This window comes from Paenibacillus sp. YIM B09110 (genome assembly GCF_037167145.1).
GTDB lineage: Bacteria > Bacillota > Bacilli > Paenibacillales > Paenibacillaceae > Pristimantibacillus.
In genome coordinates this window covers 107539-126440 of the sequence record NZ_JBANSP010000015.1, presented here as the reverse complement: position 1 = coordinate 126440, position 18902 = coordinate 107539, and the positions used below count along the sequence as shown (strand labels likewise).

The 18902-nt window shown below is 53.5% G+C and carries 28 protein-coding genes; 27 read left to right on the top strand and 1 reads right to left on the bottom strand.

The genetic code is table 11. The features are described from left to right. Positions 1 to 63: 63 nt before the first annotated feature. The 13 genes from V8F51_RS20930 (at position 64) to V8F51_RS20870 (ending at position 8279) form a co-directional block, all read left to right on the top strand. Complete coding sequence (locus V8F51_RS20930; protein WP_337102386.1) at positions 64 to 225, top strand: hypothetical protein; 162 nt, start codon at positions 64 to 66, stop codon at positions 223 to 225. Then, positions 222 to 788, top strand: coding sequence for a hypothetical protein (locus V8F51_RS20925; RefSeq protein ID WP_337102384.1), 567 nt, complete (start codon positions 222 to 224; stop codon positions 786 to 788). Before V8F51_RS20930 ends, V8F51_RS20925 begins: the two co-directional genes overlap by 4 nt. 171 nt (positions 789 to 959) lie before the next feature. Next, positions 960 to 1754 carry a hypothetical protein gene (locus V8F51_RS20920; RefSeq protein WP_337102459.1) on the top strand — a complete coding sequence of 265 codons (795 nt, stop codon included), beginning with the start codon at positions 960 to 962 and terminating at the stop codon, positions 1752 to 1754. A 20-nt stretch (positions 1755 to 1774) separates the two neighbouring features. Beyond that, positions 1775 to 2029: a hypothetical protein gene (locus V8F51_RS20915; RefSeq protein WP_337102383.1), complete on the top strand. Its 255-nt coding sequence runs from the start codon at positions 1775 to 1777 to the stop codon at positions 2027 to 2029. Between the two features lie 19 nt (positions 2030 to 2048). Continuing rightward, complete coding sequence (locus V8F51_RS20910) at positions 2049 to 2438, top strand: hypothetical protein (RefSeq protein WP_337102382.1); 390 nt, start codon at positions 2049 to 2051, stop codon at positions 2436 to 2438. Continuing rightward, positions 2431 to 2628 carry a hypothetical protein gene (locus V8F51_RS20905; RefSeq protein WP_337102381.1) on the top strand — a complete coding sequence of 66 codons (198 nt, stop codon included), beginning with the start codon at positions 2431 to 2433 and terminating at the stop codon, positions 2626 to 2628. Before V8F51_RS20910 ends, V8F51_RS20905 begins: the two co-directional genes overlap by 8 nt. Positions 2629 to 2660: 32 nt before the next feature. Continuing rightward, complete coding sequence (locus tag V8F51_RS20900; protein ID WP_337102379.1) at positions 2661 to 3929, top strand: hypothetical protein; 1269 nt, start codon at positions 2661 to 2663, stop codon at positions 3927 to 3929. 147 nt (positions 3930 to 4076) lie between these two features. After that, positions 4077 to 5750, top strand: a complete 1674-nt coding sequence (locus V8F51_RS20895) for a DNA polymerase (RefSeq protein WP_337102378.1) — start codon at positions 4077 to 4079, stop codon at positions 5748 to 5750. A 1-nt stretch (position 5751) separates the two neighbouring features. Continuing rightward, positions 5752 to 5913 carry a hypothetical protein gene (locus V8F51_RS20890; RefSeq protein ID WP_337102376.1) on the top strand — a complete coding sequence of 54 codons (162 nt, stop codon included), beginning with the start codon at positions 5752 to 5754 and terminating at the stop codon, positions 5911 to 5913. Beyond that, the gene (locus tag V8F51_RS20885) at positions 5913 to 6998 is read left to right on the top strand and encodes a DNA polymerase (protein ID WP_337102374.1); all 1086 of its coding nucleotides are present in this window, start codon (positions 5913 to 5915) and stop codon (positions 6996 to 6998) included. Before V8F51_RS20890 ends, V8F51_RS20885 begins: the two co-directional genes overlap by 1 nt. Positions 6999 to 7015: 17 nt before the next feature. Further along, positions 7016 to 7669 (top strand): hypothetical protein, encoded by a 654-nt coding sequence (locus V8F51_RS20880; protein WP_337102372.1) that lies wholly within the window; start codon positions 7016 to 7018, stop codon positions 7667 to 7669. After that, a complete protein-coding gene (locus tag V8F51_RS20875; protein WP_337102371.1) occupies positions 7669 to 7941 on the top strand; it encodes a hypothetical protein in 273 nt (90 codons plus the stop codon). Before V8F51_RS20880 ends, V8F51_RS20875 begins: the two co-directional genes overlap by 1 nt. After that, positions 7938 to 8279, top strand: a complete 342-nt coding sequence (locus V8F51_RS20870) for a hypothetical protein (RefSeq protein WP_337102370.1) — start codon at positions 7938 to 7940, stop codon at positions 8277 to 8279. Before V8F51_RS20875 ends, V8F51_RS20870 begins: the two co-directional genes overlap by 4 nt. Positions 8280 to 8321: 42 nt before the next feature. Here the strand turns inward: V8F51_RS20870 and V8F51_RS20865 are convergent, their stop codons facing one another. Beyond that, complete coding sequence (locus tag V8F51_RS20865) at positions 8322 to 8648, bottom strand: hypothetical protein (RefSeq protein WP_337102368.1); 327 nt, start codon at positions 8646 to 8648, stop codon at positions 8322 to 8324. 84 nt (positions 8649 to 8732) lie between these two features. On the opposite strand from V8F51_RS20865, the gene V8F51_RS20860 reads away from it, so the two are divergent. The 14 genes from V8F51_RS20860 (at position 8733) to V8F51_RS20795 (ending at position 18672) form a co-directional block, all read left to right on the top strand. Then, entirely contained in the window at positions 8733 to 9323 is a 591-nt protein-coding gene (locus V8F51_RS20860; RefSeq protein ID WP_337102367.1) for a hypothetical protein, read from the top strand. Further along, positions 9323 to 9574 carry a hypothetical protein gene (locus tag V8F51_RS20855; RefSeq protein ID WP_337102366.1) on the top strand — a complete coding sequence of 84 codons (252 nt, stop codon included), beginning with the start codon at positions 9323 to 9325 and terminating at the stop codon, positions 9572 to 9574. The genes V8F51_RS20860 and V8F51_RS20855 overlap by 1 nt, the downstream gene beginning before the upstream one ends. Continuing rightward, positions 9574 to 9771: a hypothetical protein gene (locus V8F51_RS20850; protein ID WP_337102365.1), complete on the top strand. Its 198-nt coding sequence runs from the start codon at positions 9574 to 9576 to the stop codon at positions 9769 to 9771. Before V8F51_RS20855 ends, V8F51_RS20850 begins: the two co-directional genes overlap by 1 nt. Beyond that, the gene (locus tag V8F51_RS20845; protein WP_337102364.1) at positions 9752 to 10276 is read left to right on the top strand and encodes a crossover junction endodeoxyribonuclease RuvC; all 525 of its coding nucleotides are present in this window, start codon (positions 9752 to 9754) and stop codon (positions 10274 to 10276) included. Before V8F51_RS20850 ends, V8F51_RS20845 begins: the two co-directional genes overlap by 20 nt. Continuing rightward, complete coding sequence (locus tag V8F51_RS20840; protein WP_337102363.1) at positions 10273 to 10425, top strand: hypothetical protein; 153 nt, start codon at positions 10273 to 10275, stop codon at positions 10423 to 10425. Before V8F51_RS20845 ends, V8F51_RS20840 begins: the two co-directional genes overlap by 4 nt. Continuing rightward, positions 10419 to 10790 carry a class Ib ribonucleoside-diphosphate reductase assembly flavoprotein NrdI gene (gene nrdI, locus V8F51_RS20835; protein WP_337102458.1) on the top strand — a complete coding sequence of 124 codons (372 nt, stop codon included), beginning with the start codon at positions 10419 to 10421 and terminating at the stop codon, positions 10788 to 10790. Before V8F51_RS20840 ends, nrdI begins: the two co-directional genes overlap by 7 nt. Beyond that, a complete protein-coding gene (nrdE, locus tag V8F51_RS20830) occupies positions 10765 to 12855 on the top strand; it encodes a class 1b ribonucleoside-diphosphate reductase subunit alpha (RefSeq protein ID WP_337102362.1) in 2091 nt (696 codons plus the stop codon). Before nrdI ends, nrdE begins: the two co-directional genes overlap by 26 nt. Before the next feature lie 17 nt (positions 12856 to 12872). After that, positions 12873 to 13385 (top strand): hypothetical protein, encoded by a 513-nt coding sequence (locus tag V8F51_RS20825; protein ID WP_337102361.1) that lies wholly within the window; start codon positions 12873 to 12875, stop codon positions 13383 to 13385. 20 nt (positions 13386 to 13405) lie between these two features. Continuing rightward, positions 13406 to 14371 (top strand): class 1b ribonucleoside-diphosphate reductase subunit beta, encoded by a 966-nt coding sequence (gene nrdF / locus V8F51_RS20820; protein ID WP_337102457.1) that lies wholly within the window; start codon positions 13406 to 13408, stop codon positions 14369 to 14371. 136 nt (positions 14372 to 14507) lie between these two features. Beyond that, positions 14508 to 15086: a dUTP diphosphatase gene (gene dut / locus V8F51_RS20815; protein ID WP_337102360.1), complete on the top strand. Its 579-nt coding sequence runs from the start codon at positions 14508 to 14510 to the stop codon at positions 15084 to 15086. 113 nt (positions 15087 to 15199) lie between these two features. Next, a complete protein-coding gene (locus V8F51_RS20810; RefSeq protein ID WP_337102359.1) occupies positions 15200 to 15514 on the top strand; it encodes a hypothetical protein in 315 nt (104 codons plus the stop codon). Then, positions 15504 to 16277 (top strand): FAD-dependent thymidylate synthase, encoded by a 774-nt coding sequence (gene thyX, locus V8F51_RS20805; RefSeq protein ID WP_337102358.1) that lies wholly within the window; start codon positions 15504 to 15506, stop codon positions 16275 to 16277. The genes V8F51_RS20810 and thyX overlap by 11 nt, the downstream gene beginning before the upstream one ends. Next, the gene (locus tag V8F51_RS20800) at positions 16238 to 17941 is read left to right on the top strand and encodes a 3D domain-containing protein (RefSeq protein ID WP_337102357.1); all 1704 of its coding nucleotides are present in this window, start codon (positions 16238 to 16240) and stop codon (positions 17939 to 17941) included. Before thyX ends, V8F51_RS20800 begins: the two co-directional genes overlap by 40 nt. Beyond that, the gene (locus V8F51_RS20795) at positions 17941 to 18672 is read left to right on the top strand and encodes an adenylate kinase (protein ID WP_337102356.1); all 732 of its coding nucleotides are present in this window, start codon (positions 17941 to 17943) and stop codon (positions 18670 to 18672) included. Before V8F51_RS20800 ends, V8F51_RS20795 begins: the two co-directional genes overlap by 1 nt. The last annotated feature ends 230 nt before the right edge of the window (positions 18673 to 18902 follow it).

The following is an 18902-nucleotide window of genomic DNA, read 5'->3' as shown; positions in this document are numbered from 1 at the left end:
CAATTCCGATAATAACATCATTCATTGACTATTGTCAATAGAAATTTAACGGAGGTCTGACGCATGTCTAACGAACTTACTCGTAACAGTATACGCAGAACGAACGCTAATCATACGCACTTGTCCCGAATTATTTCGCAATATAACGGTACTCTTCCCGGCGACTACGACGCAGCCGACTTAGTTCCGCGCAATTTAATCGGAAAGGGGGTGCGGCTCGCATGACGGTAACCGCGATTGATCCGAAGGCCGGCACGCATTTCACCGGTAAAATATTCGTGACACCACACGCTCTCGACGAAGCGGTCAAAGACTTCGGCGTCGAACGTGCAAAAGCGCCAATGTACGTGATGGACCATCTACGTAAGGCTGCGTTTATTTCTAACATAGTCAACGAGGACGGACGCCCTGGTCGCCTGTTCGGATACCGACGCATGGCATTCGTAGTCGCGCCGGAGTCCGACACGGTTATTACGGTATATCCGCGCCACAACTCGAATCCGACGCTCATGGAATCGGTTCAACGCGTCCTGATCCGCGCACTCAAGGCCGCTACACGTAAGGAGCACGCGGCCGAAAAACGCATCAAAGTCGCAATCGCGCAGCTTAACGTTGAGAGCGCGGAGTGTGAGCTGCGTAAGGTACGGTCGAATTCGATCAGTCTTATCGCGTCGCTTACCGAACGTCAGGCGGAAATCGGACGAAGTATTAACGAAATGGAACGCGAATTGCTCGAGATCAAACGTGAGACGACGAATTTGGCAAATAGCGTAATTGTGTTCGTGTAAATACGTAAGGCCCGCGGGATTATTTCCTGCGTCGGCTAGGCGGTGTTAGCTGTCCGTATTAGTAACGCTCCGCTTCGTTAGTAGAGGTGAACGTACGAGAGGGCCACGGCTAATGCCGTCTAGCGGACGCAAGAAGTCCGAATATAAATCGAGGAGTGTTGCGGATTGTCAATGTTTACGAAGGTTGGCGCGGCAGCTGCGGAAGCAAGTAATAACGAAGGAGGCGCGAAGGAGAGTCCGATCGTATCGTTTAAGTCCGGCACATCGTTGAAGGTAGGCGTTAAGTCCGTTAACGATGTCGCGGAGTACTACGGTTACGGAATCTACAAAAAGGTGAACACGTTCGTACCGAAGAATCCGGCCGTACGTAATAGCCGCGGTTTTATTGATTCGGCACCGACCGTATGGGATCGCGCGGCTGACCTGTTGTACGCAGACGCAAAAGCTGCGGAAGAAGGCGGCGCGAGTGAGGCGGACGTCAAACCGATTAGGGACGAAGCGTACTTGTTCCGCGGCAAAAAACGTTACCTGCGCGCTTTCTTCGACCTGGCGACCGGTAAGGATATCGTCGTCGACCTGAGTCCGAAGCAGGAAACGCAGATTAAAGCGGTCATCGCGAAATACGCGAAGAAGCTCGGCACAATCGCGTTCGAACTCGGTAAAACCGGCACGTCCACGAACGCGGCAGTCGCGCTTAGTCCGATCATTGATATGGACGAGGACCTGACGGACGCCGAACGCGCGAATTACGCGAAGTTGTCCGAGGCTCCGTTCGATCTCGAATCGTTCGAAACGTGCTTGTACGTAGCCGACGGTGTTGAGCAAACAAAGAATCTCGTAATCGCCGGCTTCGACATCGGGCGCCTCGGTCTCTCGATCGGTGCAACGACGGGGAATACGCCAGCAACTACGGAAGAGTCTACGCCGATTTCTGACGGGGACGCACCGCCGCCGCTTAACTTTTAATAACGAAGGGAGGACGCGCCATGAACGAACGCAAGATCACCGTAGGCATCAACGTTAAGAGTCCGGCCAGTCTCCCGCAATTAGGGGAGCGGCTGGCTGCGTTCTTCCGAGCGCTAGAGCCCGAAGTCGGCCCGTTCGACGTTAGTCTGGCGGTTTCCGTAAACCCTACGGATTCCGCCGCGATTGGGCCGATTGAGTATCCGAAAGAAGAACGCGATATCGAAATCGTGTTCGTTCCGGATCAGCGGGGCGACCACGAAGGGGAGGGCGTATAACATCGCACATATAACGGAAGTGACCGGTAAGTATTCGGAAATGGCGGCTCGGCTCGCGCTTTTGGCTAACGGTTGGATACCGCACAATCCCACAACGGACGAGCCATACGATATTCTCGCGACCGATCCGCTGAGCGGCGACCACGTTAAACTGCAGGTCAAAACGATTAGGCAACGTTTGGACCGCGGCGGCGACCTCGTAGTTTACGCGAAGAAAGGGAACGGAAGCACCTACGACCGCGCCGACGCTGACTATATCGTTGGCGTGTGGGCGGCCGACGGCGAGATACCGCGCGTGTTCATGTTCGAAAACCGTATGCTCGGCGAATATTGGGCGTCTGAAGCCCGCGCGTCGGAGCGGTGGATCGAGCTGTCGATCGCGTTGAACCGGAGCGCTAACGTTGAGTAACGAAGTAGCAACGTGTGCGTATTGCCGCGGCGAGGTATACGTTGGCGACGAGGTTAAGCGGATAGACGATGGTGAAGCATTCGTGCACAACGGATGGACCGGCACAGGAACGAATTGCGCGGCTGAGTACGCAATGGAGCGCGTGTATGACCACGATGGCGTAATAGACGCGAACGGTGACGTAAATTAAACGAATTTATACGAAAAGGGAGCGATTTGTAGATGGCGAAATTGAACGTAGTAATTCCGGCGGTAGACGTATTGGTAGACGGCATTGAGTACCGCAAAGTTGACCGTAAGGCTCAGGCGGGCGATGTCGTTAAGGTAGGGAAATCCGGCGGAATCGGGTATAAGATCGGTGATTTTTACGCGGTATATACGGGCAGTGACGGTAGGCCTGCGTTTATTGATAATGACAGTGACGAGCGCAGAATTCCGCTGGACAAGCATCCGGAGCGCTTCGAAGTGTACGAAAGGGTTCCGGTTGAAGCACCGAAACCTATGCGTCTGACCGTTGGGGATTACGCGAGAGTCATCGGCCCAAATGACAACACCAATAATTACGAAATCGGCAGTTTCGTTAGGATCGTTTACGATAATCAAGGGAGAGGAAGCCGGCAATTATACGAGGCGGAAAGAGCTGACGGAACAAAGGGTAATTACCTACGCGATTATCAAGTTGTCCGCGCAACCGAAGCGGAGTTCCTTGCGCAGAAGCAGCCGGTCGCGTCCGCAGATGACGTAATTGTCCACGAAGGCCGTCGTTACCGTAAAGTGGCGCGCAAGGCTAACGTAGGCGAGGTTGTGCTGATTACAGAAGCCTCGACGAAGGTATTCGCGCGAGATGTCACGAATGGACTCGTAACAAAATGTGTAGTTGATCCGGGCCACGCGGATTACACTGGCGCAGATATCACCGTAACGGATAGCGTAGGTGACGCCGCTACTGCGGAGGAAGGAACGTACGTTGTTCTCGAACCGCTTGAACCCGCTAAGCCGGTGCGTTTGAAAGTCGGAGAGTACGCGAAAGTTGTGAATATTTCGGGATTCAACGATGATTCCGTAAAGGTAGGCGATATTTACTTAATCACTGAGGATGATAACGGTACCGCTCCGTTCTACGGAGAACCGGTCGGCATCTCCAAAGCAGGCGGACAATGGTTTAAGGTGGCGGATATCGCTCGCACCACTGACGCAGAAGTTGCCGAAGTCCGCGCCGAGCTCGAACGCAAGGAAGCGGAGGAAGCCGTTACCGCAAAATGGTCCGCGATCGGCCGTAAGGTGAACGAATACAAACGTGGCGATATCGTTAAGTCGCTCGGAACATGTAACGGACACAAGGCGGACGTTATCGGCGAAGTAGTTTATGACGTACGGGACGATGATCGTGACGGCTTTCCGTCAGTGCGTGCGCCTTACGGTGATAGAATTATTAACTTGTACACGCGTGTAAAACTCGTAACGCCGGTAGAGCAACGTTTCGACCGTTAGGAGGCGGCCGTTATCGAAATTAAGCTAACGTTAAACGCACGCAGCGACGACGATAAGCGCGCGAACGAAGCCGTAGTTGCCGCCGCCAAACGTAAGCAGGCCGCCGAGCCGGAAACAGCCGCCGAAGCATTTGCGCGAATTGGCGCGATGTCACTAACGGATAAGGAGCGCGCGGCCTTTAACGCAGCACGCCAGGCACACGCAGACGGACGAATAGGCAACGTCCGCTCTGACGGTGGCAAATGGACGAAGGCTGACGTTGTAGGTGCGGGGCTTCGCGTATTGGCGACGCAGAAAGAAGCGGAAAGGGGAGCGCGGATTCAGTCCGTTCTCTCCTCGAAGCCCGCCAACTACTACGTCCTGACACGCGATTCCGAATTACCGGCGTTCGTTAGTCGTCTCCGTACCGAGTGTGCGCGTCAAATGGCGGAGTGGACGGATAAATTCCGCGTTCTCGGCGTCGATACGATGACCGCGGGCGACTTCGAGGGTACGGGTGTCGATACGTACATTGACTTGTCGATCGGCTTTTCCGTGTGGCTGCCGTTACTTAACGAGGGCTACTACTTACCGTACGGACACGTTGATATGAGAAGCGTTGTTGGCTTCGAGTTTCTAACGGACGATAGCGCGTTTAAGGCGTCTGACCCGCAGTTGACGCGGTCCAAAGTGCTCGCGGCAATCTCACCGTACTTATCGCGTCCGGAGCACGGAAAGACGTTTCATATGGGATCGGCGCGTTACGACCTCCACGTTGCGGTAAAGGACGGTTACGAAATCCGCGGCTGCGTTTGGGACACACTCGACGCGATGAATACGCTGAACGAGCACGAACCGGCTTACGGTTTGAAACCGCTAATCGCGAAGTATGGACGCTATTTCGGCATCGACAGTGAGGTATTTACGTTCGAGGACCTGTTCGGCAATCGTAGTCCGGCGCCATTTAATACGGAGCTCGTCGGAATCTACGCGATCAACGACGTTAAATACGGCTGGCGACTATTCGAATGGCAGTTCGCGCAGATGGCGGCAGCACCTTCGGCAAACGGACGCGGCAAGTTACTCGAATGCTACGCGCTAATCGATTCGAAGCTGCCGGAAACCGACGTATTCATGGCGCGCTGCGGCTTCGAGATTGACCGCGCAGGACTAGCGCGTTTGGCGACCGAGTTTAAACCGAAGTTGGAAGCGGCGCGTGCGGCGGTATTCGAATCGTACGGAATAGACGCGGCGTTCGTACGGAAGATGGACCGGTCGCTCCACGCGAAAAAAGTAGCGGATTGGATCGCGGCACAGCAACGTAAGATTGCGAAACGTGACGAAGCTCTGACGAAGTGGCGCGTGCAAGTAGCAACGGACGAAGCGGCGGGCAAAACGGGGCTGAAACGTTATGCTGACGCAGTCGAACGTTTGAAGGCGCTCGAGGCGGAAGTATTGGCGGCGGCCGATGAAGAACACGCGCCAGTATTTACGGACGAGTTTACGATTACGAACGGTAATCACCTCGCGTATCTGATCTACGATTACCTCGGCGTTCGTGATCGGACAGGTCAATTTAAGCGCGGAAAAACGCGGTCAACGGCGGCCGACGTCCTGGACGCGTACTACGAAGAAGAAGAGGCGTTGCGACCGTTAGCGACCGTAGCCGCGTACGAGAAGTTGCTGAATACGTACGTGACGAAGATACCGAATGCGCTCGAAGGTGACGGACGACTGCATACGGAGTTCAAGGCGGGCGGAACGTCGACAGGCCGGTATAGTAGCGCGGGATATAACGGACGGCCGATCTATATTCTAGCGGAATTTGAAACGGAGGGGTAGCGTGGAAAAAGAGGCGTTAGGGCAATTGTTCTACGCGTTGACGAAGCATGCAGCGCAAGACAGCTTCGTTGACTTCTTAGAGAGCTGGGGGATTACGTGGGAAGAGTACGTATCTGTACGCGATTACCTAAAAGAAACTTATAACGCAAGGACGTATGTTTGATGGCGCTGACTGTAACTGACGCCAATTACCACGCAATCGTCCGTAAACTCATCGCCGACGAACGCAAGGTGCCGAAAGGGACGAATCTGCAGAACATGCCGAGCAAAGGCGGCGGCGTCCTCGTACGTAACCAGTTCGTACCACGCGCAGGCTATACGTTCGTCGGCGCCGATTTGGGTCAGATAGAGCCGCGCATCATGGCGCATATCATGTGGACGCGATACGGCGATAACTCCATGCGGCAGATTTTCGTAGACGGCGTTGACCTCTACACGACACAAGCGAAAATGACGTTCGGACTCGCGGAGGAATATTGCGTCGACAAGGCGTATGATCCGACCGGCACGTTTAAGCCACGTTCAATGATGAAAACGGGCGTACTCGCGAAAGCTTACGATCAGTCTCCGAAGGCGTTCGCGAAGAAAATGAACGTAACGGAAGACGTAGCCGCGATGTTCTTCGAAAACTTTGACCGTGCATTTCCGTCCTTTACCGTTATGGTGGCGGAAATCCGCGAGTTTATGAAGCGCCACGGATACGTCGAAACGCTGTACGGACGCAAGCGGCGTTTTCCTGACTATGCTTCGGTCGCGGCGGCCCAACAACGTAATGAGCAACGGCTGATCCGGCTGTATACCGAACGCAAGCAATTACGCGGTAAAACTACGCTGACGGCGCGAGACCAACAGCGGCTACTCGCGGTCCAAGACGAAATCGACGTACTGGCGGAAAAACGCGGCCTCATCGGATATTGGGAGCGCGCGGCATTTAACGCGGTCATCCAAGGGACTGGCGCCGACATCCTTAAGATGAACGGTAACCGCAACGCCCGCGTCTGTATGGACCGCGGTTGGGAGTTTAACGCGTCGATCCACGATGAAATTAAGAACAGCGTACCGAACGCGGATTTGACGCCGGATACCATTACACTAATCGACGATATCATGACGAAGACGTGCGAATTGTCGGTGCCGCTCGTGACGGACATCGTAATTGAGCCGCGATGGATGCAGGAGTACGCGCCGTCCGAATGGGACTTCGTTAACTGTCGTCCGCTGCCGGAGTATGCGAATAAATACGAATAGGGAGCGTGAGTATACACATGGCAATTTCGCAAGCGAAGAAACTCGAATTAATCACGAAGCACGGACGAAAGTTTGCCGCCAAGCAGAACGGAAGTACTCCGGTATTAGAGGGCGTACATTACGCTGCGGACGGTTCGCTTATCGTAACGGACCGACATAAATTACTCCGCATAGGCGGCGCACATAGCTTTGCAGAACCGTTCACGTCGCATGCTGTAACTGGTGCGCCAATTGACGGTCAATTCCCGGACACGTCGCGTATTATTCCGATGGAGTTGCCATCGCAGATTACGTTAATTAACGACGGCCTCAAACGCGATGACCTTAAGGACGCAATTGCCCGCGTTAAGCTAGCGGTTGAAGCTGCGAAAGTGGCCGGAGGCGTAGCGTTCTGTGCGGAACTGGCTTACGTCGGCTCATCGGTCACATTAACCGTTGACAGCGACTTCCCACGCGTTAAACTAACCGTCGGTATCGGTGCGGACATAAGCGGTTCAGACATGACCGTCGCGTTCAACGCGGAATTGTTCCTCGCGGCACTCAACGTATTCAAAGATGCCGGCAGCAAGCGCGTAATTATCGGTCTGACCGGCGCAATGTCTCCGATCGTCCTTCGTGACGAAGAAAACGAAATCGACGCGATTGTTCTTCCGTATAGGAGGCCGGTGTAATGAGTGACCGTGAGATAGCAACGTACAGATGTCCGCAATGCCGCCGTCAAATCCGCACACTAGCGGACGAGGTCGGCGACCACGGATGCCAATGCGGATGGATGTCGGTAGATTTGGCCCAACTCCGCACCGATATCCGCGAATACGTAAAAGGCGGCGGTTGGGACGCGTTTAGCTTCGCGTTACTGGCGAGTCCGCGCTATGACGGCGTACCTGGGCGCGAGATACAACGGCTTATTGACGAAGAGAAAACGAAGGAGGCGGATATATGAGCGCGATTACGTTATTGCGTAAACACGTAGGCAGACAAGGCGAAGTGTGGGACGCGGCTTACGAAGAAATCGACGTTGCCTTTGACGGATATTGTGAAGGCGTCGAATACTCGGTCGAACAAGTAGACGAGGAATACGAAGACGGTGGTCGCTGGACGAATTACCGTACGAAGGTCTATCGCGTAGAAGAAGCCGGAGAAGTTGCGTACTTCTCGTTGTGGCGCGAGTTGCCCGCGACTGAGATGCAAGACGGCGGAGATTTTTCGTACGAGCTTACCGAGGTAGTTCCGAAAGAGGTAACGGTCATCCAATACGTCACGAAAAAGGAGGCGGTCTAAATTAGCGTATTCACACGAATTGGCGCGACAGTCCAACGTCCGCTACACGAACAAATTGCGGCCGACTTTACCGCATTCCTCAACGCATGGCATTCGCAGCCGGAGACGTACGACAACGATCTCGACGCGCAGATTCACCGATGGTACGCGGACGTACTGACGAATAGGCAACGTCAAGTATGGCCGCCGCGGAACATTCCGTACTTCTCGCCGTCGAGCGCCAACGCGGATAAGCGCAGTCTCTACGAAAAGCTGCGCGGCGCGAAGAAGGACGGCGGCGGTCAGCCTGCGCACCAAGGACGCTGGACGCGAATCGGGACGGCGATCGGCGATGTCATCCAGCGCGATATCCTTTTCGCGGAGAAACATGCGGACAAGCCACGTTTCAAATTCGAGCGTAACGACCGCGGCGAACCGGTATTCGAAGATTTCGCGAAGACGTCCGCGATCCTAATGCACAATGGCGTCCAGTTCGCGCTATTCGGAACATGCGACGGTATCATGCGTTACGTGTCCGAAGACGGCGAAGTCCTACGCGTCGGCCTCGAGGTGAAATCGAAGCAAACCACGTCGGCGCAGACATCCGAGTACTCGACGCGTAATGGTCCGAAGGAAGACCACGTTAAGCAATGCGTCTGTTATTCGCTCATGTACGGGACGGCCGCCGAGCCGATCGATTACTACGTCATCCTCTACGTTAACGCGTCGAAGAAATCGTGGGAGATGAGCGCGGACGAATTCGCGAAGAATCCGGATATCAAAGCGTTCGGGATCGAAATTACGGACGATATGCGGCGCGACGTACTCGATAACTTCGCGAATATCGTTAAGGCTGCGAAAAGTGGCGAACCGCCAGCGCTTGATATCGCTAACTGGACGTTCAACAACTTTAAGCGCGCATGTGCTGCCGGACTTTCTGACGAAGAAATGACGCAATTGGAACGCGAAGTGGCCGCGATGCAACGTTCGGGACTGCCGGACTTTAAGAAGCGCCAGTTTGCGGAGGCTTACGAACAAGTGAAAACGTTGAGGGGAGCGGTTTAATGACCTACGTTATCGAATCCGTACGCAACCACGACGGCAGCGTACACGAACGCGAACTCAGACGGAAGGGTCAACGCATAATTATCGTTAAATTAGGGCTGTTTTCTCCGTTACTAGCCGTTTACGTTGACGACGGCGACGCGGTGCTCCAAACGTCGAACGTAATAGCTTACGACGGAAAAGGTACGGACTGCGACACGGTTAAGACGCGAAATACGATTTACACATTCCGGAAGGAGGCGACGTCCTAATGCGCTATGTTGACGCTATTTTAAAAGCGATCGTCTATATCGCTGTATGCGCCTCGGTCGGCGTCGGTCTCATCGTCACTTACGCGGTTATAGTGAGTATCCCGTTATGGGCGCAGTTACTCGCCGCTGCGGCATTCATCGCGGTCGTTATCGGAAGTCTACCGAAGGAGCGTGCTGATGACAAAGGCATCCGATAAGCAACGTTACCTCGGATTAGACCTCTCGTTAAGTCCCGGCATCGCAACGATAGAGGTCCGTAACAGACGCGCGTACCTAATCGCAGCGGAATCGATCGCAACGTCGACCGCCGATAACGACGCCATCCGCTCTTCCGTAGTCGAATCGTTCATCGCGCAGCACGTCTACGCACACAGACCGTTTAACCTCGTATTACGCGAGGACTTTACGGCAGGCCGAAATAAGCGCGCGACACAAACGATATTTAGCGCGTGGTCGGCGGCTGATCGGGCACTCCATACGTACGGCCTGACCGTGTTTGATACGAAGCCTCCACTAAGTCCAACGTCCGTTAAGAAGCTCGTAACGGGTAATGGACGCGCGGAAAAGGACGAAGTAGCGGCGGCTGTACGGAGGTTCTTACGTTTAGGCGATGATTATCCGTTCAAGGCGGGCTATGACGACTCGGACGCGTGTGCCGTAATTCTAGCGTATCTGATACGGGAAGGACTGATCGATACATGACGCCGTTGACCGCGCTGTTACAACGTGAACTGGACGAGCTCATTTACGCGATTGAGCTGCGCGAAGGCTTCCTCGCGAAAATGTACAAAAGGCGCGCGGACCTTGAGCGCAGATTAGCGGAAGCAGCGGAAGGTGATGCGCAATCCTAATCGTATACTATTCGCTGACCGGAAACGTACGGCGCTTCGTTGAGAAAACGGGGCGTCCGGCGCAAGAGATTACACTCGAGAAATACGTAACAGAACCGTTTATTATCGTTACGCCGACGAATGGATTCGGAGAAGTTCCGCCGGCAGTAGGGAAATTCTTACGCATTAACGGAGCTCTCCTTCGCGGAGTAACTGCGTCGGGTAACCGTAATTGGGGCGCCAACTATTCGAGGGCTGCCGATAGAATTTGCGAAAAATATAACGTACCGATATTACACCGCTTCGAACTCGCGGGCACAGACGAAGACGTTCGCAAATTTAACGAAGAGGTGACGCGACTTGACGCAATATATCGAACTCAATAACGAAATCATGCAGCGCGACGAATCCGGATGGTTCCGACTAGAAAAGGACGCGGAGGCGGTCGACGCATTCCTGGCGGATGTGGCCGCGAAGACGCGCCGATTTCACGACGAAATTACACGTATCCGCTGGCTTATCGATAACGATTTCTATTACGACGTTTATACGCAATACTCCGAGATCGACGTTATCGAGCTACATGACGTCTGCTATTCGTGCGGCTTCCGTTTCGCCTCATACATGGCCGCGTCGAAATTTTATACGGACTACGCGTTGAAGACGGACGATAAGGCGCAATACCTCGAAGACTATGAGCAGCACGTCGCTATTGTCGCGTTGTATCTCGGTCAAGGTGATTACGATAAAGCTACGCGACTCGCTCGCGCCATGATGGAACAACGCCTGCAGCCGGCAACGCCTACGTTTATGAACGCAGGTCGAGCGCGCCGCGGCGAAATGGTATCGTGCTTTCTGCTCGAGATGGACGATTCTCTAAATTCGATTAACTACGTGCTCGGTACGTGTATGCAGCTTTCGAAGATTGGCGGAGGCGTCGCGGTTAACTTATCGAAGCTGCGCGGTCGTGGTGAACCGATCAAAGGCGTAGAAGGCGCGGCGAAAGGCGTTATGCCCGTGCTTAAGCTGATGGAGGACGCGTTTAGCTATGCGGACCAAATGGGACAGCGTAAAGGTTCGGGCGCCGGCTATTACAACGTGTTCGGATGGGACGTCGTCGAGTTCCTCGATTGTAAAAAGATCAACGCGGACGAGAAGGCGCGCATTAAAACGTTGTCGATCGGACTGATTACGCCGGCCAAGTTTTACGAGCTCGCCGCGCAGGACAAACCGCTATATGTATTCGGACCGCATTCCGTTTACCGCGCTTACGGCCGCCACCTCGACGACATGAATATGACGGAAATGTACGACGCGTTGCTTGCGAATCCGGCCGTTAAGAAACGCGAGATTATGAGTGCGCGCGATATGCTCGAGCGGATCGCCGTTACGCAGCTACAATCGGGCTATCCGTATATTTGCAACGTAGATAACGCGAATAAGGTGCATGCACTGGCTGCGCTCGGCTCCGTTAAAATGTCGAATCTATGTACGGAGATTTTCCAGCTCATGGAGACGTCGGACATTGCGGACATTGGCGAAGACGGTACGGTATATCGCCGAGACATTTCGTGTAATCTCGCGAGCCTCAACATAGTCAACGTAATGGAATGTGGCCTTCTACGTGAATCTGTTCACGAAGGCATGGAGGCGCTGACGGTCGTAAGTGACTTGTCGCGTATTCCTAATGCGCCGGGCGTCCGTAAGGCTAACGAAGAATTGCACAGCGTCGGCCTCGGCGTAATGAACCTTAACGGATTCCTCGCGAAAAATAAGATTGCGTACGAGTCCGAAGAGGCGCGCGATTTTGTACGGACGTTCTTCGCGGCGATGAACTATTACTCGATTGAAGCGTCGATGTTAACGGCGAAAGAGCGCGGCGTTACGTTTGCCGGCTTCGAAAAGTCTACGTATGCGGACGGGAGTTATTTTGTGCGATATCTGACGGAAGACTTTGCGCCAAGAACGGAGCGTGTACGTGAGCTATTCGCAGGCTTCACGTTGCCTTCGCGTTATGAGTGGGCCGCGTTATCTGCTGACGTAGCGGAGTACGGACTTTATCATGCATACCGGCTCGCGATTGCACCTACGCAGTCCATATCGTATATCCAAAACGCGACGAGCTCCGTTATGCCGGTCGTCGAGCAGATTGAGACGCGGACATACGCGAATTCAACAACGTATTATCCAATGCCGTTCCTGGCGCGCGATAACGTGTTCTTCTACAAATCCGCGTATAACATCGACCAGTTCAAACTGATCGACCTAATCGCGGAGATTCAGCCGCACGTTGACCAAGGTATTTCTACGATCCTATACGTCAACTCGGATGTCAGCACACGTACGCTCGGCCGGCTGTACGCTTACGCAAATGCTCGCGGACTCAAATCGCTGTACTATACGCGTACGAACCGGATTGACCCGTCGGAGTGTACGAGCTGCGCTATCTAATGGAGGTGTGCGTTTGCGTGAAGAATGCGTATGAAGTTCAGGAAGACTTTGTGGCTGTCTTTATTAATAGCCCAAAGTACGGTCGATTAGAGACGCTAATAGATTTAGAAGATTTACCAATTGTAATGGAGTACAGAGGAACGTGGTGCGCACGGAGAGTTCCAGGCATAGGAGGTTTTTACGCTGTTGGAAATATTACGACAGTGCAAGGTCGTAAATCGATTGACTTACACAGGTACATTACTAACGCGCAATCGGGGATCGTAGTAGACCATATCAACCATAACGGACTAGATAACCGAAGAAAGATCAATCTCCGCATATGTACAACGGCTGAAAATCTACAAAACAAAAGAGGCGCTAAAGCAGGAAGTGTCTCAGGTGTCCGTAACGTTTCGTGGGAAAACCGTAGAGGACAATGGCTAGTGCAAGTAATGCACAAACACATCGGTTACTTCGATGATATTAAAGAGGCTGAGACTGCCGCAGTTGATGCTCGCAATCGAATAATGACACACCACACTGCGTGATTCGAGAGGGGATTTGCTTTATCAAGCCTACTAATTGGAATAAAGAAGAAAACTATTCCATTGTTTTTTGGAATCAGAACATTGCTCAGATGTGGGTAGATACTGAGTTTCCAATATCGGACGACATTCGTGATTGGAACGAACTTAAAGACTCAGAACGCGAAGTGTATAAAAAAGTCCTAGCTGGACTAACCGGTCTAGATACAATGCAAGGAGGTGAAGGAATGCCTCTTATTGCAATGCACGAAGCTGACGGAAGAAAGAAAGCAGTTATGTCGTTCATGGGAATGATGGAACAAATTCATACGAAATCGTATTCGACGATATTTACGACGCTGATTACGTCGGAGGATACGGACTATCTGCTCGAAACGTGGGCGCCAGGCCAACGCAACCTCGTCTACAAGGCGCAGCGTATCGGCGACTATTACCGCGCACTTCTTAAGCCGGCAGCGTCCGTGTATGAACGTTACATGGCGTGCGTGGCATCGGTGCTGCTCGAATCGTACCTGTTTTACTCCGGATTTTACTATCCGCTATACCTCGCCGGCCAAGGTAAGATGACGGCATCGGGCGAAGTCATCCGTAAGATCCTAATCGACGAGAGTATCCACGGAGTCTTCATCGGATACATCGCGCAGGAGCTCCGCGCGCAGATGACGGAACAAGAGCGCGAACGAGTCGCCGAGGAAACGGATATCCTACTCGCGGATCTACACGCAAACGAGACGGAGTATACGCGTGAGATTTACGGCGATATCGGACTCGTTGACGACGTGTTGCGATTCGTTGAGTACAACGCGAACAAGGCGCTAATGAATCTCGGGCTCGAAACGGTATTTACGCCGGCACCGTTCAGCGCGATCGTACAGAACGGGCTTTCCACGGGCACGACGAATCACGATTTCTTCTCGAAAAAAGGCGACGGCTACGTTATGGCGCTCAATATCGAGAAGATGACGGATGACGATTTCATATTCGCGTAAAACATTTCCGCAGCCGCTACGACAGGGTTGCGGATTTTTTTTTTCGTCTACGTGTCCCAATTCGCCGATAACGTGTACTTACTACTGTATAAGGCGCAATCACAGCGCTAATCACACGAAGAGGAGGACGTTGTATATGACGCAATTAAACGTTAAAGTCCGCAAACTCACGCCAGCCGCAACGCTACCAACGTACGCAACGGAAGGCGCCGCCGGCTTCGATCTCTACGCGGCTGCCGACGTAATCATAGCGCCAGGCGAAACGGCGCTAGTACCGCTAGGACTCACGTTCGAGATTCCGGCCGGCTTCGAAATGCAGCTACGTCCGCGGTCCGGTGTGACGCGAGATACGAAGCTGCGCGTAGCCAATTCGCCGGGCACGATCGACGAGGATTACCGCGGCGAGGTCAGTGTGATCGTCGATAATATTGCGGCCGTCTCAGAGTATCGTACGATAAATTACGAATTGCTTGACGAAACAAAACAGCCGACGGAGTTGAGAACGCGCTACGGATACGGAGATCAAGAATATCGCGAGTACGATAAAATTCCATATCATTCGTACATCATCCGCACTGGCGACCGCATCGCGCAAGGAGTTATCGCACCGGTCACTCGCGTTTCGTTCACGGAGACTGACGAAAAACTGACGCAGACTACGCGCGGCGACGGCGGATTCGGACACAGCGGAGTTAGAGCGGAGGTGAGCGAATGAGCATCGAACAAATTCAAGCGGTCGGCGAGTACATCGTACAACCTATCGTATGGTTCGTATTTGTCGGATTTATCGCGTGGCTATTTTTCAGAGACTAACGGAGGAGGCCGAATATGAGCGGAATTAAACTCGTAAGTCCAACGTACGAAATCGTCAGCATTAACCGGAAGACGGCCGCGGCAACGTTGAAAGATTGGCGGATTGGCGATCACATTCGATTCAGCACGCAGATGAAGTCGGTAGGAGGCGCATCAGGCGGCGGTGTCTACGCGTCGACGTACACGGCTTTGAACTTGACGCAGCGATCCGCCGTGATTAAGTCGCAAACGCAAATGTCCGGATTTTTCGGGTTTGGCGGTGATTCAATGCACGACCAATGGGCAACGTTTACTATTCGCGAGGTAAGGGAGGACGCAGATGAACGTTAAATTAATCGCACACACGGCGCTATCAGATGAGTTTATTGCGGAGATTTACGCGGCAACAGACGGTGTTATTTCTCCGCCGGAAAATGACCGCGCAGCCGTCGCGCTAACCGCTATCCGAACGTGTTACTCGCCGCTTAAACCGACGGAGGTCATCGCGCAAGAGGGCGCCAAGTACTTCGGTACGGCCGCGTCAGACGGCGGTAGCGGCACGGACGCCGACCGGTTGTTCCGCCACATTTTCCGGAGCAAACACACGTCGACGCTCGAGCACATCACGTACACTTTCGCGGTCGAAGGCGTATCGCGGTCGCTACTGGCGCAGCTGACGCGTCACCGTATCGGATTCAGCTTCTCGGTCCAATCGCAGCGCTACGTTAAATTCGGTAGCGACGATAAATCAGGCGGATTCGATTACGTTACGCCCCCGTCATTAAACGGAAAGACTCGCGCGCTTCAACCGTGGGGCGTCGAGCATGCGATCGATGAATACGAGGACGCAATGCGTAAGCTGCAGTACGTTTACGACCGTCTACGCGAAGCAGGCGTCCCAGCCGAAGATGCCCGTTATGTCCTACCGAATGCGGCCGTGTGCAATATCGTAATGACCGTTAACCTACGCGCGCTACTCGAATTCTACGCGAAGAGACGGCACGGCAACGGCGCACAGTGGGAGATCGCGGATTTGGCGGAAACTCTACGCGAAGAAGTGACGAAGGTTGACGCGTGGGTCGCGCCGTTCTTCGGAGAGGAGGCTGCGGATTAATCAACGTTTACATCACGATCATACTCGTAGTTTTTGGAATAACTAACGCGCCCGAACCGGATTGGCGGACGTTCGAGGCGACTGCGTACACCGCCGACTGCCGCGGTTGCAGCGGCTTCACATATAGCGGGATTGACGTAAGGCAGACGCAGTTTAACGAAGATGGACGCAGGATCATCGCAACCGATCCGGACGTCATCGCGCAGGGCACCGTAGTCGAAATCCGGCTGGCCGACGGCAGCACGTACGAAGCTGTAGCGGAGGATCGCGGCGGCGACATTAAGGGAGCGCGCGTTGACGTGTTGATGGCGACGGAGAAGGAAGCGCTGGCGTTCGGAAAGCAGGACGTACAAATTCGGATATTAAACGAGGAGGAATTACGGATGAAAAACGTTAATGTGACGGTAATTAAGGACGAAGCGCTCGGCGGGCTCTTGCGTGAGTATAGCGAGGTTAAGCGGAAGGCTGCGGTGGGCGAGCGGATTAAAATCGTAGCGACGGTTCAGAACGTCGATGTCGGAACAATTGCGCTGTGTACCCGCAATGACGAGTTCAGAGACGGTTCAATCGATACGGACTTGCGGTTTCCTGGCGCCGAAACTTGTGGATTTATTGACGCGACATTAACGCAATACGTAGTCCTCGAACCAACCGATATCGTACGCATAGGCAACGTTAGATATCGAATGGTTGAGCGGAAGGCAAGCGTAGGCGAACGTGTCGTAATCGTAAGCTTAATGAACGGAGTTAAGGCGGAGATTGGCGAAGTCCTACCGATAACACGGAGCGGCGGTTCGGTTGATTTATCGTTCGTCTACTCGGACCGACCATCGACGTGTATGAACGTATCCAATTACCGCGTACTCGAACCGCTAACAGAATCGCCCGCAGCCGAAGACGCCGACCTGCTCGTTCTTTCGCGCCACATTAACGAGTTGTCCGCGAAACTTGACGCACAGGAAACGCAGATTAACGGACTGACGGACGCGGTCGGTAAGTTGACGCTGCAACTACGTGTGGCGCGCGAGGACATCGTGCTGATTGAGGAAGGTGTATCGGCGGGTATCGAACGTTTGGAACGTCACGGTGGTGTCGGTCAGTACAAACCGCAATTGACGCGTGATGACGTTGTTGCGAAGGCTAAGCGTGATGTGGCGGAGTTGCTAAAACGAGCGATGAGAACAATGGATATGCCGGCGACGGAGGAAAACGGCCACCTGACGTTCGAGTTCGTGATTAACCGCGATAAACGCACTGTTGTAGCTATCGGTAAACTCCGTTACGTTCCCGGAGAGGTTGCTGTGCACGGCATAGCGAAATGTGCGCCAGGCGACGTATTCAACTCGCATATCGGACGAGCTCTTGCGCTAAGACGTGCGCTCGGATTGGACGTGCCGGCGGAGTATACGAAAGCGCCGCAGCCGATTGAGGTTCGCGTAGGTGACGTAATAACGTTTCCGATGGATGATTCGGACGGGTGGTACGGTAAGGTTACGTATAAAGTGAATTCGCTTGATGGCGGCGACCGCGCTAATCTTACGATATTATCGTCTGCTGTGGACGGTTCGGCTGACGTAGGCGGTAGCGCATTTGGAGGAGATTTGCGGAAAGGGCTCGGACATCTTGTGTTTTATGACGATAGCCGCGAGGAGGTAGCGGAGTAATGGCGGAGATTACCCGATCAAATACGTGTGATTGCTGCGGTGACTACGTTCAGTCTCCGTATGTGTTTCAGCACGACAGCGAATGGTACAGCGGACATAAACCTTGTATGGACGCGCCGATGATTCGTAAGTTAGCGCAGGACTCCGCACCAAAACCGCTACCGCACATCGCGCTCACCGGCGGCCTACGCGGCGGCAAAGACACGGTAGGCGCGTACCTCCGAGAAAAGTACGGCTATACGCGGCTTGCTTTCGGTGACGGCATACGCGAAGTGACGTTCCGACTCTATCCGCATTTGTACGCAAACGGCGAAAAGCCCCGCGCATTACTGCAGGGCTTCGGTCAGATGGCGCGCTCGTTCGATGAGGACGTATGGGTGCGCGATATGTTCCGTAGGATTGACGGACATGAACGCTTATCGCGGGCAGATGCGGAATTTTACGGCCATAAATACGAACCTACTCGCGTTGTCATAACCGACCTCCGCCAGCCTAACGAACTTGCCCGTTGCCGCGCCGAGGGCTACGTAATCATCCGCGTCAAAGCAGCGTCGGCACTCCGTATTCAGCGCGCAGTCGAGGCGGCCGATACGTTCACATACAGTGATTTGGCGCATGAAACGGAGCAGCATACGGACGGCTTCGCGGTCGACTACGAGATCGAGAACGACGGGACGCTCGCGGAGTTGTACGCGAAAGTTGACGCGATTATGGTGGCGATAAACACGTAAAATAGGCAATTACGTGACTTATATAAACAGCGTTAGCAAGTCGTTTACTTTGTTTCCGTTTTTAATTAGTTTCGCATCTTTGCTCGTTGGGGTGCGGAGTATGTACTTATTAGTTACACCGTATAAGCATTCGGGACTGTAGTGAGATGCGAAATTGTTGAGTATTTGATAATACGGCGCATTCTCATCGATTTTAGACTTACAGTGCCAACACATCATAGACAGTCCTC

Coding starts and splice junctions, on each gene's coding strand:
- V8F51_RS20930 (WP_337102386.1), top strand. CDS start 64: ATGTCTAACGAACTTACTCGTAACAGTATACGCAGAACGAACGCTAAT.
- V8F51_RS20810 (WP_337102359.1), top strand. CDS start 15,200: ATGAGCGGAATTAAACTCGTAAGTCCAACGTACGAAATCGTCAGCATT.
- V8F51_RS20840 (WP_337102363.1), top strand. CDS start 10,273: ATGACGCCGTTGACCGCGCTGTTACAACGTGAACTGGACGAGCTCATT.
- V8F51_RS20900 (WP_337102379.1), top strand. CDS start 2,661: ATGGCGAAATTGAACGTAGTAATTCCGGCGGTAGACGTATTGGTAGAC.
- V8F51_RS20845 (WP_337102364.1), top strand. CDS start 9,752: ATGACAAAGGCATCCGATAAGCAACGTTACCTCGGATTAGACCTCTCG.
- V8F51_RS20865 (WP_337102368.1), bottom strand. CDS start 8,648: ATGTTTCTCCGCGAAAAGGATATCGCGCTGGATGACATCGCCGATCGC.
- V8F51_RS20885 (WP_337102374.1), top strand. CDS start 5,913: ATGGCGCTGACTGTAACTGACGCCAATTACCACGCAATCGTCCGTAAA.
- V8F51_RS20920 (WP_337102459.1), top strand. CDS start 960: ATGTTTACGAAGGTTGGCGCGGCAGCTGCGGAAGCAAGTAATAACGAA.
- V8F51_RS20855 (WP_337102366.1), top strand. CDS start 9,323: ATGACCTACGTTATCGAATCCGTACGCAACCACGACGGCAGCGTACAC.
- V8F51_RS20925 (WP_337102384.1), top strand. CDS start 222: ATGACGGTAACCGCGATTGATCCGAAGGCCGGCACGCATTTCACCGGT.
- V8F51_RS20875 (WP_337102371.1), top strand. CDS start 7,669: ATGAGTGACCGTGAGATAGCAACGTACAGATGTCCGCAATGCCGCCGT.
- V8F51_RS20915 (WP_337102383.1), top strand. CDS start 1,775: ATGAACGAACGCAAGATCACCGTAGGCATCAACGTTAAGAGTCCGGCC.
- V8F51_RS20795 (WP_337102356.1), top strand. CDS start 17,941: ATGGCGGAGATTACCCGATCAAATACGTGTGATTGCTGCGGTGACTAC.
- dut (WP_337102360.1), top strand. CDS start 14,508: ATGACGCAATTAAACGTTAAAGTCCGCAAACTCACGCCAGCCGCAACG.
- V8F51_RS20860 (WP_337102367.1), top strand. CDS start 8,733: ATGCACAATGGCGTCCAGTTCGCGCTATTCGGAACATGCGACGGTATC.
- thyX (WP_337102358.1), top strand. CDS start 15,504: ATGAACGTTAAATTAATCGCACACACGGCGCTATCAGATGAGTTTATT.
- V8F51_RS20880 (WP_337102372.1), top strand. CDS start 7,016: ATGGCAATTTCGCAAGCGAAGAAACTCGAATTAATCACGAAGCACGGA.
- V8F51_RS20895 (WP_337102378.1), top strand. CDS start 4,077: ATGTCACTAACGGATAAGGAGCGCGCGGCCTTTAACGCAGCACGCCAG.
- V8F51_RS20850 (WP_337102365.1), top strand. CDS start 9,574: ATGCGCTATGTTGACGCTATTTTAAAAGCGATCGTCTATATCGCTGTA.
- V8F51_RS20870 (WP_337102370.1), top strand. CDS start 7,938: ATGAGCGCGATTACGTTATTGCGTAAACACGTAGGCAGACAAGGCGAA.